Genomic DNA, 13,039 nt, shown 5'->3' with positions numbered 1-13,039 from the left:
TCCTGTTTGTCTAGGTGAACCTGTATAAAGGAATCTCTTTACGGCTTGAAGATGACCTTGATACTTCCATCCACTTTCCGGTCAAAGATGTCGTATGCTTTTTCCGCTTCGTCCAAACTCATCTTGTGGGTGATGATGTCAGTCGGATCGAATTCCTTATTCTCAATCTTCTTATACAGCTCCGGCATCAGATGGATCACCGGCGCCTGGCCCATTTTGAGCGATACATTGCGCGTAAAGAAATCGCCGAGCGGGAAGTTGTTCGCTTCCGTCGCGTAGACACCCGTCAGCTGCACTGTCCCGAATTTACGGACAGCTTGGGAAGCGGTGACGATCGGGCTGATCGTGCCGAACTGGTTATCGTCATCCGAGCCGAATTTCGTTTTCGGCGGAACGGTTCCGTCCATCCCGACACAGTCGATGACGACGTCTGCTCCGCCTTTCGTCTCTCCATGCAGCAGCTCGCCGATCGTTTCATGCTGTTTGAAATTGAATGTCTCCACGTTATTCGTCTTCTTGGCATGATCCAGCCGATAGTCCATCTGATCGACGGTGATGACCCGCTTGGCGCCTTTCATCCAGGCGAATTTCTGCGCCATGAGCCCGATCGGCCCCGACCCCAGAATGATAACCGTGTCCCCTTCTTTCATGCCGCTGTGCTCGACACTCCAGTAAGCGGTCGGCAGCACGTCGGACAGCAGCAGTACCTGCTCGTCTTCCAGTTCGCTCGACTCCGGTACTTTGAATGATGTGAAATCCGCATACGGAACCCGGAGATATTCCGCCTGGCCGCCGGGGTAGTTGCCGTTCGGCTCTGCGAACCCGAACAGACCGCCCACTTCTCCGTGTGGATTCGAATTGTCGCATTGGCTTTCCATCTGATGGTTACAGAAGAAACACTCGCCGCAGCCGATGTTGAACGGGATGACGACTCGGTCCCCCTTCTTCAGTTTGCTCACTTTGGAACCGACTTCTTCCACGATCCCCATCGGTTCATGACCGACGACATAATCCTTCTCCGGTACGATCCCGCCGTGATACAAATGCAGATCGGACCCGCAGATCCCACTCGCTGTGATCCGTACGATCATATCCGTGTCTTCCTGGATGTCAGGGGTGTTCACATTTTTCGATACCATCGATTTCTCGCCTTGGAATGTTACTGCTTTCATGCTGTCACATCCTTTTCATGGTTTACTTCACTGCATGGTTTGTTTAGCCTGACAACCAATTCGTAAACCTTCTTTTCTCAGAATGCTGACATAGCAGCCGGACGAAACCAAAAAACAGGAGGAATCACACAGTCCAGGTCTGTTCAGTTGGCAATCCAAGATCATTCGTTATGGTTATTTGTTCACACATACAGTGCTTATCGGTAATGATCGAGATACCGGCTTTCCTCGAAAATTCCTTTCGAATTTTCCGAAGTCCACTCATCTGTCGTCATGCCCGGGTGCAATGCCAAATAGGCTTCAATTTGCAGTGAATTTCCGTATCAGCATGTGGTGTCTTCACCGTCACGCCACATATCAACGGTTTTCCGGATAAACCGCTCCAGTTCCGTCTGTTCGATACGTATTGTCTTTCGGATACGGATGCATCCTTTTCCATAGGAATATCCATCCAACAGAGCTTCGGCATTTTCCACCTTATCGATTGTCCCTACATAGAGGCTGACATAGTATTTTTGGGCGTTCAACGCGAAGACATAGTCCGTATCCTTGCCGTAGTTCAGCATTTTGTAGCGGATGACCTCATCAAATTCAGGCGCATACGCCAAAATCATTTGCCGGACCTCCAGCAGTTTCTCTTTCCGCCAGTCGTCTTCAAGGACTTCCAAATATTCGTCTGATGTCTTAGCGTCATACTGCACCATGACAGCTCCTCCTCATTCTGTAGTCCCGAAAAATCTGGTACCAGCTTGAATTTCTATATAGGCCGGCCACCATAATCTGCTCGGTTTCATTCCTTAGTTTCTTAAGACGGAAATAATTCTATGATAGGAGCAAGCAAGATCTAAAACACTTTCTGCCTTGTCATCCCGTTATCCTTCCACCAGCGCTGAATAGTTCACCAGCCGCCCTTCCGTTTCCACCAGCAGGAATCCCCCGCCTTCTTCCACGGTATAGATGATCGACCCGGCAGGCAGTCTGGAAGCTGTTCTTTCCCCGAAGTCGGCCACCTGATCACTTTGCTTCAGAATCTTCCCGACCGCTTCCTTCTTCGTGAAGGATTGTTCTTTCACCCAGTCGACTCCTGACTGGTAGATGAGTCCGTCGAATTGGAAGATATCCGCATCCGGAATTTCCGCCAGCACTTCCTCCGCCGTCGGATGTTCCGTCGTATGCGTCACTGTCTCGATCTTTTCATCGGCACAGCCAGCTAGAAGCAGAAACAGACACGCCAGCAATGGAACGTACCACCGATCGCTCATCTTGTCACTCCCCTTTTTCAAACAGACGGCTGACGGTTGGAAAAAGTTACATCTGCTTACAAGTATACATGGTCTGTATGCTGTAGGAATGAAAAACGGGTGCTATTTCAAGTGGGAATACGACCACTGAAAACAGGTGCCCGGATCATAGACCGGGCACCTGCTTGTCATGTGTCTGCTGTCCTTGCTGTCAGCTAGAGAACGGTTTCCACGTCCTTGATGAGCTGTTCATTCTCTTTCAGGCTCATGCCGTTATACTTCTTCACAATCTCCCCATCCGGATTGACGAGGTAGAAGTAGTAACTGTGAGAACGCTGATTGAGCGCCCCTTCTTCCAGTACCGCTTTGAACGTGTTGACGGAAAGCGTCCGGATCGTCTCGAAATCATACCCTGTCAGAAACGTGAACGTGTCCGTATCCGCTCCATAGTCCGCCGCATACTTCCGGAGAACCTCAGGAGTATCGTTGGCGGGATCGATGCCGAACGAGACGATCTGCGGAGTGAAGCCGTCCGCCTTCAAGGCCTGCTGGATGTCCACCATGTTGGCGGTCGTCCTCGGGCAGACCGTTGTGCAGTGCGTGTAGGAGAAGTACGCGATCCACCAGTCGCCTTTCAGGTCATCGAGCGACAGCGGATTGCCGTCCTGCGTCGTGTACTTGAAATCGGGCAGCTGTTCGGACATGTTGGTCTCGATCTGTTGTCGTCCGCATCCTCCAAGAACCATCAGAACAGCGATCAATGCCACTCCAATCCTCAACTTCATGCAATCACTCCTCTTTGATGGACCAGTAAAGAGTAATTACGCCTTCGCTGTATCTTTCTCCTGCTTCACGAGCTGGCCGCCTTCTTCAAGGAACTTGATCATCCCTTCCGCCGCACGGTACGCCATCGCACCGACCGTCGCTGTCGGATTGGAACTGCTCATATGCGGGAAGGAAGAAGCGCCCACAACGAACAGATTGTCCATATCCCATACTTGTGAATACGTATTCACTGCGGACGTTTCGGGATCGGCTCCCATGATCACTCCGCCGCCAGTATGGTCGGATAAGGACGTCTTGTTGAATTCCGTTTCATCTGTGATGTCAGGAACGGTGATGTGATCTGCGCCCATCTCTTCGAGCAGTTCCTTCGAACGCTGATGCGCATAGCGGACGATATTGCGGTCCTGGTCGTGGAACCGGCTCGTCACACGCAGGAGCGGATCGCCGAAAATGTCCGTGTATGTCGGATCCAGATCGAAGTAGTTGTCCTTCCAAGGCAGTGCGCCGTTCTGCTGCTGGACATCGATCCGGCGGTTCGCGTAGAACAAGGATTTGTCCTTGAACTCAGGGCCCCATGACGGCACGCCGTCCGGAACGAAGTTGTTCGAGATCGGCCGGTCGCCGCGCTGGGAGGTCCGCAGGCAGAAGCCGTGCAGGAAGTCCAGTTTCGTGTGATCCAGCTGCTCGACATTGAAGTCATCCATCGTGACACCGAGCGCACCTGTGCCGGCATACCGGTTGAATTTCTTGTTATCGAAGAAACCGCGGACACGGGTATGGGTCAGGTTCCGCTGGTGGGCGGTCTGGTTCTTCCCGATGACGCCTGTTCCGGTTTTCGGATCATATGGCTTGCCGATCTTCGACAGAAGCATGAGGCGGACATTGGAGAAGACGAATCCGCTCACGACGACCAGGTCTGCCGGCTGGATGAATTCCTCTCCGGTTTCCGTATCGACATATTTGATGGCACTCGCTTTCCCGTTTTCGTGCAGCACCCGTACGGCATACGCATTGTGGCGGAGCTCATAATTACCGGTCTTCTGCGCGGTTGCCAGCACCGTTGCGATCGGGTCGGATTTTGCACCGAAGTCGCATCCGAATGATTCACAGAACGCACAGTAGACGCACGCATTGATCGTTTCCCCGTCCGGGTTCGTATAGGACTCCGACAAGTTGGCTGACGCAATCCGGTGCGGGTGGTAGCCGAGGTTCTTCGCCGCTTCGGTGAAGACGCGGATCACTTCCGTCTCTTTCTGAGGAGGCGTCGGGTAGTCGCTCGAGCGCTGGCCTTCGCGCAGCGGATCGGGCTCCCCGGAAATACCGGCCATCTTTTCGAATTTGTCGTAATACGGTTCCGCTTCGTCGTACGTCAGGCCCCAGTCCTGCAGCGTCATGCCTTCAGGGATCATATCCTTGCCGTATTTCTCGGCGGTCTTGCTCGCCATTTCGAAGTCGGTCGGCAGCCAGCGGTACACCATGCCATTCCAGTGCACCCCTGAGCCGCCTGTGTCCGTTCCGTTGATGGCATTCGTATCATTACTGCGGTTCGGGGAAGCCACTTCATCCATCGTGTTGCGGATAGTCAGTGTCTCCTTGCTGAGATCCTGGAACATGACTTTCCGGCTGTCATAGCGTAATTCGTCTTTCGACCCTATGTAATCTTCCCGTACTTTCTGTTTGCCCCGTTCCAATCCTACGACTTTGTATCCTTTTTTCGTCAGCTCTGCTGCAGCAATCCCGCCGGCCCAACCGGATCCGACGATGACTACATCAGTCTTTGGCAGCTGTTTCGCCATGTTCTCACTCCTCTGTCATTATTTTTGCTGGTAGTCCGTCAGACTGACCTGATCCATTTTGATGAAATCTTTCTCTTCGATGATGTTGGCGTAGGATGCGATAGATCCCGGATACTCTTTCATCTTCCATCCTTCCATGCCGCGGTTGCCGCCATAGAGCGGATCGCTGTACGCCCCTTCGAGTGTGAGGGTGCGGAGCAATGTGAAGAATCCTTTGGAACCGATCCCCTTGATTTTGATTTTGTCCGCTTCCAGGTCCTTCAGGATCTCTGTCTGCTGATCTTCCGATGCTTCGTTGAACGCCGTATCGAACCGCTTCTGGCTCTCCTGGCCCATTGCCCGCAATCCATTGATGAAGATCTCGCCGCGGTTCAGGCTGGAATCCGCCGCAGTTCCGTTACCGTTCTTGAACGGCCCCTGCCGGTAATCACTGACGTTGTTTCCGTACGGCCCGGCCAGCTGCTTGTCGATGAAATACGGAACACCTAATTCAATTGCACCCGGACCATTCTTGTCTTTCGGGTAGATGCGTTCCACAGCCTGTTCCAGGATGACGAAGTCTGCGAACCGCGTGAAGAACATGCGGGCTTCCTCATACCGCTTCTCCTCTTTTTTGCCGTTCCCTGCACTGTTTGCCTGGTCCTTGTTCTTCTTGCCGAATTGGTTCGTGAACAGGCCGCCGAGCAATGCGCCTCCCGCGACCCCTCCGACCGCAATCCCTGAATTTTTCACGAATTGACGGCGACTCGGGTCCTTGATGTTGCTGTCGCCATTCGGCTGTTTCGTCTGATTGTCCGCCATGTGCAATTCCTCCTTCACCTTTTTAGTTGAGCAAAGCCATATTGTTACCTGTGTCATTTACACTGGTCTGCCGGGATAGGCGGACCGTCTCATCGATGACCGTCCAATTCTCCCAGCCTCTTTTTTGCACGTCGAGTGTACCACAATACTTTCAGTGAAAACGTGTTTTCATCAAATTACTTCGGTTTTCTAACTAAACGATTCAAAACACCCAGAGAACTGTCAGATGATATGTAATGAGTTACATTTTGGATTTCCGCTACTTATCTGAAATTTATGCAGGAGATGGAAGTCCTGTGGTTTCCCCAGGTAGCAACCGGACGAAGTGGCGCCGGGCATAAGTAAAACCGCCTCCCGGTCAGCTCGCGCAGCTGACGGAAGACGGTCTTGGGAACTTTCTATTTTAGGACTTCGCCGAAATGGCTCCGCCCACTTTGCTTTCCTTATATTCCTTCGCATACTCGGCAGCTGCTGTGAACAGCACATCCGTCGAGGAGTTAAGAGCCGTCTCACACGAATCCTGGACAACTCCGATGATGAACCCGACTGCGACCACTTGCATCGCGACGTCGTTTGGGACACCGAACAGGCTGCATGCGAGCGGGATCAGAAGCAGTGAACCGCCTGCGACACCTGAAGCGCCGGCAGCTGAAACAGCTGAAACAACGGACAGCAGAAGGGCGGTCAGGAAATCGACCTGGATGCCAAATGTGTGGACTGCAGACAGTGTCAGGACAGAAATCGTCACCGCGGCGCCCGCCATGTTGATGGTCGCACCGAGCGGAATGGAGACAGCATATGTGTCCTCATCCAGACCGAGCTCTTCGCACAATTTCATGTTGACTGGGATGTTGGCCGCTGAACTGCGGGTGAAGAATGCTGTAAGGCCGCTGTCACGCAGCACTTTGAACACGAGCGGATACGGGTTCCGCCGGATGTAGACGTAGACGATGAGCGGATTGACGACCAGGGCGATGAACAGCATGCAGCCGACGAGAACCATCAGCAGTCTGCCGTAATTGTACAGTGCCGAGATGCCCGTTGTCGCAACGGCATCGAATACAAGGCCCATAATACCGATCGGCGCCAGACTGATAATCCACTGGACGACTTTCGTGATCGCTTCAGACACATTGCCGAGGACATCTTTCGTTGTTTGGCTGGCACTCTTCAATGCGAGCCCGAGTACGACCGCCCATAGGAGAATCCCAAGGTAGTTGGCGTTCAGAAGAGCATCAACCGGATTGGAAACGAGGTTCAGAAGCAGTGTCTTCAGGACTTCGACAATCCCTTCCGGCGGCGTCAGCCCTTCCGCTCCAGCTGTCAGTTTCAGCGTAATCGGGAAAATGAAGCTCACACCGACCGCCACCACGCCTGCGAGCAGTGTGCCGATCCCGTAGAGTGTCAGGACCGTCTTCATGTTCGTCTTGGTGCCTTTCTTATGGGCTGCAAGCGCATACATTACGAGGAATAAGACTAACACAGGTGCGACAGCCTTCAGCGCACCGACGAACAACGTCCCGAAGATTGTCACCCACCCTGCTGATTTCGGCAGTGCCAATGCCAGCACCACGCCTAAGATAATACCCGCAATGATACGTTTCACCAAACTGATGCTGTTCCATTTGTTCCAGATCCCCTGCATACCGCCCCCCCTTTTCTGAATAACCTGATAAATGAATACGTGCCGGGATTCTCCCGGGTTGAGATATACATTACCACCGTTTCAAGAATTGGACAATAGTTTTTTTCTTTCAGTTTATTCCAATCATGCAAGCATTATTCAGCATAAGAACGCTCAGGTCCTCACGAGTCAGAGGGTTTACAAGGGGATTCTATATCTTAATGGTTTCGTATGGATAATTATTTGAACAGATGATAAATCAGCCGGTCGCGGTCTTCGAAGAACTGTTTCATGACCGAGTAGTGGGACGTCTCTTCCAAGAGTGCCTCCTCGATCCCCTGCTCGTCGATCTGGTAGATGACCGCGTCGGGATAGGCCATCAGGATCGGCGAGTGCGTCGAAATGATGAATTGCGAGCCATCCTCTGCAAGTTCGTGAATCCGGGCGAGCATGGCGAGCTGCCGGACCGGGGACAGGGCGGCTTCCGGCTCATCCAATATGTACAGGCCATTCCCCTGGAACCGCTCGAGGAAGGCAGCAAAGAACGATTCACCGTGGGATTGTTCATGCAGCGACTTGCCGCCGAACGAATCGATGATGCGCGGTCCGCCGAGCGGTTCTGTATCCAGCTCCTCAATATGGGTGGCGACATTGTAATACGTCTCCGCACGGAAAAAGAACGAATCCCGCGGGCGCCGGACTCCTTTCGTGATCCGCAAGTATTCATCGAGATTGGAATGGGAATCATAGCTTGAAAAATTGAAATTCCGGGTTCCGCCTTCCGGATTGAAGCCGAGATTCGTCGCTGCCCCTTCCAGCAGTGTCGACTTCCCCATGCCGTTCTCACCGATGATGTACGTCACACTGGGGTGGAAGGTCAGTTCCTCCAAATGCTGGAGGAACGGAAGGCTGAGCGGATAGGAGCCGAACGAGCGGATCCGTTCCCGTTTCAGCGACAGGCTTTTGATGTATTGGGTGTCCTTTGTCAGTTTCACTGTGTCTCCCTGCTTTCATTATAGGCGGCTGCCTCTCCGTACAGGCCGTCTCCCCTTTCAGCGGCCGACGGTCCAGCCGCCGTCCACTTTCATCTCTGACCCCTGCATATAGTCGGATTCGTCGGAGGCGAGGAACAGGGCCGCCGCTGCGATCTCTTCCGGTTTGCCTGCGCGGCCCGCCGGAATATCCTTGAGACGGCTGTCGTCGATTCCTTCGGTCATCGGCGTGTCGATGAACCCCGGTGCAATCAGGTTCACTTTGATGCCCTTCTGACCAAAATCGTATGACAGCTGTTTCGTGAAGCCGGCGATCGCATGCTTGCTCGTCACATACGTGCTGCCGCCCGCTCCTGCGACGAATGTCGACTGGGAGCCGATATTGATGATGGTGCCCCTCCCTTTCTTCAGGAAGATCGGCATGATTTCTTTCGTCACAAGGAACGCGCCTTTGACATTCACCGCCATCAGTTTGTCGAACAGCTCTTCATCCGTTTCCGTGACGTCTTTGTATCCATCATGGATGCCAGCGCCGTTATAGAGGATATCGATCGTACCGCATGTGTCCGCAGCCTTTCGGACCGCCCGTTTGACGGAATCGGCGTCCGTCACGTCGAGCTCGGCAAACACCGCCCGGCCGCCTTGGTCCGTAATATCCCGGACGATCCGGTCTCCTGCCTCCCGGTCGCGGCCGGCAACGATGACGTGTGCCCCTTCTTCTGCAAACCGTTTGGATGTCGCTTCCCCGAGTCCTGATGTCCCGCCGATGATCATCGCCACTTTGCCTGTAAGTTTCATTGATATCCTGCCTCCTTGGAATTCGGTTTCTTACTGTACCGGATTCCCTCTGGCAACGGCCTCAAACTACAGGAAGCACCGGCAGGAGGTTTCAGAGTTCCCGGCTTTTTGTCCCTTCCGAAATCCGGATATCCACCCCCCACACTTCCGCACTGTCCGCGTGGGACGGGACGCCGGAGACATCGATGTCCTTCTCGAGGACGACTGTCCGCTGTTCCCTGCCGTCCAGTCTGATCCGGAACGGGCCGTCCTGGTTCAGCAGGGACACGGTCGGCACGTCATCGAGCTGCAGGGTATCCTCTTTGAAATGGATATCGAACGACACCGGCGAATCGCTGTGGTTGTGCAAAGCGACTTCACAGCGGCTCCTCAGCACCGACTCCCCATGCATCGCGAAACTGCACGAGCTTTCATCCCTGTCATACGACACGGCATCGATCCCTTCCGCAAACGCACCCTGATAAAGATTCACCAGCACCCACGGACCGATCAGCACGACAAGGACCGCAATCACACCATACAATCCCTGCCTCTTCTTCACTGATTGTGTCAGCAGAATGACGCCTATGATCATTACCCCCAGAATCAGGACACCTGGGAGCTGAAATCCTCCGGCCAATGTCACAGGCAGACCGACCGTCTGGAACAGCGACTGCGCAACCGTCCACCGGTCCGGAAACTGGATGGCAAGGATGACCGCCAGCAGCAGAACAACAACCGCTGCGGCGAATTTATTTTTATTGTCTATCATATCAGCAATCCCCTTTTCCCTCTGCCGGCTGCCCATTACAGCAGCCGCTTGCGGCGTTTCCGTCTTACGATGAATACGGCCAATGTAACAATGACAGCGAGCACCGCAGCCAAGATTGCATACGCACTCAAAATTATCCCGTTGGGCTGGCTCAATACAGCGGACAGACTGGAATCCTGTTCGACCACTTTCCTGCCCTGTTCCTCGCTATAGTAGCCAGGGATCTGCGGGACGCCTTCCTGCTGATCGAACGACTTCAAGTATTCTGCGATCGCATACCATTCCTTCACTTCCTGCTGACCGTTCATGTAGAGGATGTGATCTTCAAAGTCTTCGATCGGCTCCCCGTCTTTTGTCTTCGGCACGACAGACAGCAGACCAAAGGACTTCTCGTTGACAAACGGCAGCATCTGAACGGAGTACAAACCACCTACGACCCGATAAAGTTTGTCGTCGTCAATCTCCTCTGTCACGCCGTCCCTGTCCTGCAGGCGGATGTCCGTCACTTTGTTGAAGAGCAGCCGGTTGGGATTGAACATGTAACTCAGCCCGGAAATATACAATTGCACGGTGTTCATGATTGGAGTGATCGATGCATCGACTTCCGCGACGGTCTTCAGTTCTTTTCCTGTCAGATAGATGCTGAGCAGCGGATAGCCGGAAATTCCGTCTGGCCCGATGCCGAGCGAATTGGCATTGAAGACATCGGAAACCGTGATATCCCCCTCCCGGAATGTGTTCCGGATGGTTCCGACAGGCACGACGGCTGCTGCGACCGGCTCGTAATCGGTTCCTTCCAACTCTTCAACCATATGGATGAACGAATCGCCGATCAAATTCCCGATCGGCTCTTCCTTCTGCTCCCTCCCCAATTGGGAAAACGGAGTGAAGTCGAACGGCGACGCGGCGAGCACTTCATCGAACTGCATACCGAATGGACTGAGGTACTTTTCCTGGACCAATTTCTTATACGTATCCGTCATTTCAGAGACCTCCGGATCGTCCGGTATCGAATCGTCGACCGGCACCAGTTCATAGTCAGCGAGTTTCCAGCCACCGTCTTGTTTCTTCACCGTGAGGACCCCTAAATTCTCCCCATACTGGCCCGCAGAACCAAGGATTGTCTTGCCGGTAATGATCGGCTTGGACAGCACAGTATGGCTGTGCCCGCTGATGATGACGTCGATGCCGGGGATTTTCTTCGCCAGCAGTTCATCTTCAGAGAGGGCAGGATCTTCCGACGTACCACTATGTGACATCGCGACAATCAGATCGGCCTTCTCCTCTTCCTTCAAGACGGACACCGCCGCCTTCGCCCGTTCGATCGGATCACCGAACGAGACACCGGACATCGGGGCATTGCCGGCCGCTTCGTTCCCCATCAGTCCGAAGAACCCTATGCGTATGCCGTTCCGCTCGATCACCACATGGTCTTCGAGTCCGTATGTATGCACCGTCTCCTGCAAGTCCTGCAGATCGGCTGGCATTTGGCCGTCCTTGGCATCCGGGAACTCCATATTGGAGGCGACGATTTGCGGAAGCGGGTCTCCGCTGTCAAGTGCGGTCCGCAGACTTTCCGCCAGGCCGGCCGCACGGAAATCGAATTCGTGGTTGCCGAGTGTCGTCACGTCATAGCCGAGATGACCGAGCATGCGCAGTCCGGGTGCGTCCGACGTGTAGATCGTCTGGAATAAGGTACCCATCGCAAAATCACCCGCATCGACGAGCAGCGCATCCGGATGCTCCTCGCGCTGCTGCTGGATCGCGCTCGCCAGCCGGGCATACCCGCCGACTGTCCGCTTCCCGTCCGAACCGTCCACTTCAACCGGCAGGAAATTATCATGCAGGTCATGGGTGAACAGGATGGTGACAGTTTCATCAGCGGAAGCTGCTTGTGCGTCCGGTGTTTCAAAGGCGGACACTGAAACAGCCAGCAGGATGCTCAGGAAGACTCTTATTGGTTTCGTCATGGTGACGCATTCACTCCTCTGTGATGCAGTTGGCTGGGATAGGCTGGATTGCTGAAGCGCTGTTTCGGAATCTGCATTCCCCGCCACTCTGATAGCCATGATACGTCTAGTATCTCACAAAAGATTCAGTGATTGTAGACTCCGAAGAAATCTACATAGAAATGAAGGGACGTTAACAACAAATTTAGAAAACCTAAAAACAGGAATATATAACTACCTTTCCGACTACATTCCGGATTGTCGGGAGTCTATCCGCCGTGCTAAAATATATTGAATTTAGAATGAAAGAGGAAGTGTGAAACTCAAAAGAAGTCCGATATTGGCTGTACACTCATTTTGCATGATTGTGTTTGTTTCAAGGAATTCAAACAACTAAAGAGGTGTTCCAAGTTGATAGCGGAAAATAAAGAGCAAACGATATTCAACCATATAGGTAAGAAAATCACCACAGACCGAGAAATCGAAATAGTCGCCAAAGTCGAAGAACCGCTCGTTGTCGTCCTCGGCAACATGCTGAGCGACGAAGAATGCGACGAACTGATCAGGCTTTCGAGCGACAAGCTGAATCGGTCCAAGATCGGCACGACACGCGAAGAAAACGACATCCGGACGAGCAGCAGCATGTTCATCGATGAAACGGACAACCTGGTCATCACCCGGATCGAAAAGCGCATCGAAGCCGTCATGAACATCCCGATCGAGCACGGCGAAGGCCTGCAGATCCTCCGCTACGCCCCCGGCCAGCAGTACAAAGCGCACCATGACTTTTTCTCGGCGAACAGCAAGGTCACGAACAACCGGATCAGCACGCTCGTCATGTACTTGAATGACGTCGAACAGGGCGGCGAAACGTTCTTTCCGCATTTGAAGTTATCCGTCACCCCGCAAAAAGGGATGGCCGTCTACTTCGAGTACTTCTATAACGATCCGGCGCTGAACGACATGACACTGCACGGCGGAGCGCCCGTCGAAATCGGCGAGAAATGGGTCGCGACGCAATGGATGCGGAAACAGCGGGTCCGGTAAACGACCTGATGAACGGAGAAGCCCGCAATGAACATTCCGAATTAACACAATAATAAAATTTAAAAAGCATCTTTGTCATCAT

Annotated in this window: 12 protein-coding genes; 1 reads left to right on the top strand and 11 read right to left on the bottom strand. The window is 53.3% G+C overall.

All coding sequences use genetic code 11. The features are described from left to right. Positions 1–38: 38 nt before the first annotated feature. The 11 genes from QWT68_RS03650 to QWT68_RS03600 all read right to left on the bottom strand — a co-directional run bounded on the left by QWT68_RS03650 (position 39) and on the right by QWT68_RS03600 (position 11,931). Positions 39–1,172 (bottom strand): alcohol dehydrogenase catalytic domain-containing protein, encoded by a 1,134-nt coding sequence (locus tag QWT68_RS03650; protein WP_040286288.1) that lies wholly within the window; start codon positions 1,170–1,172, stop codon positions 39–41. Between the two features lie 323 nt (positions 1,173–1,495). Continuing rightward, on the bottom strand, positions 1,496–1,876 hold the full coding sequence (locus QWT68_RS03645) for an iron chaperone (RefSeq protein WP_290149620.1): 381 nt from the start codon (positions 1,874–1,876) through the stop codon (positions 1,496–1,498). Positions 1,877–2,044: 168 nt separating this feature from the next. Further along, positions 2,045–2,434 carry a hypothetical protein gene (locus QWT68_RS03640; RefSeq protein WP_290149619.1) on the bottom strand — a complete coding sequence of 130 codons (390 nt, stop codon included), beginning with the start codon at positions 2,432–2,434 and terminating at the stop codon, positions 2,045–2,047. A 194-nt stretch (positions 2,435–2,628) separates the two neighbouring features. Then, on the bottom strand, positions 2,629–3,198 hold the full coding sequence (locus QWT68_RS03635) for an SCO family protein (RefSeq protein WP_290149618.1): 570 nt from the start codon (positions 3,196–3,198) through the stop codon (positions 2,629–2,631). 36 nt (positions 3,199–3,234) lie between these two features. Continuing rightward, positions 3,235–4,995 carry a GMC family oxidoreductase gene (locus QWT68_RS03630; RefSeq protein ID WP_040286285.1) on the bottom strand — a complete coding sequence of 587 codons (1,761 nt, stop codon included), beginning with the start codon at positions 4,993–4,995 and terminating at the stop codon, positions 3,235–3,237. A gap of 18 nt (positions 4,996–5,013) precedes the next feature. After that, positions 5,014–5,796 carry a gluconate 2-dehydrogenase subunit 3 family protein gene (locus tag QWT68_RS03625; RefSeq protein ID WP_290149617.1) on the bottom strand — a complete coding sequence of 261 codons (783 nt, stop codon included), beginning with the start codon at positions 5,794–5,796 and terminating at the stop codon, positions 5,014–5,016. Positions 5,797–6,199: 403 nt separating this feature from the next. Next, positions 6,200–7,441, bottom strand: a complete 1,242-nt coding sequence (gene sstT / locus QWT68_RS03620; RefSeq protein ID WP_290149616.1) for a serine/threonine transporter SstT — start codon at positions 7,439–7,441, stop codon at positions 6,200–6,202. A 218-nt stretch (positions 7,442–7,659) separates the two neighbouring features. Continuing rightward, a complete protein-coding gene (locus QWT68_RS03615) occupies positions 7,660–8,415 on the bottom strand; it encodes an AAA family ATPase (protein ID WP_290149615.1) in 756 nt (251 codons plus the stop codon). A gap of 57 nt (positions 8,416–8,472) precedes the next feature. Further along, positions 8,473–9,210, bottom strand: coding sequence for an SDR family NAD(P)-dependent oxidoreductase (locus QWT68_RS03610; protein WP_290149614.1), 738 nt, complete (start codon positions 9,208–9,210; stop codon positions 8,473–8,475). 91 nt (positions 9,211–9,301) lie between these two features. Continuing rightward, entirely contained in the window at positions 9,302–9,961 is a 660-nt protein-coding gene (locus QWT68_RS03605) for a hypothetical protein (RefSeq protein ID WP_040286282.1), read from the bottom strand. Between the two features lie 35 nt (positions 9,962–9,996). Next, entirely contained in the window at positions 9,997–11,931 is a 1,935-nt protein-coding gene (locus QWT68_RS03600) for a bifunctional metallophosphatase/5'-nucleotidase (RefSeq protein WP_290149612.1), read from the bottom strand. A gap of 390 nt (positions 11,932–12,321) precedes the next feature. Between QWT68_RS03600 and QWT68_RS03595 the strand changes: the two genes are divergently transcribed. After that, positions 12,322–12,957 (top strand): 2OG-Fe(II) oxygenase, encoded by a 636-nt coding sequence (locus QWT68_RS03595; protein WP_290149611.1) that lies wholly within the window; start codon positions 12,322–12,324, stop codon positions 12,955–12,957. Positions 12,958–13,039: the final 82 nt, after the last annotated feature.

The sequence above is a fragment of the Sporosarcina trichiuri genome (genome assembly GCF_030406775.1).
Taxonomy (GTDB): domain Bacteria; phylum Bacillota; class Bacilli; order Bacillales_A; family Planococcaceae; genus Sporosarcina; species Sporosarcina trichiuri.
This window is presented reverse-complemented; position numbering and strand designations above follow the sequence as displayed.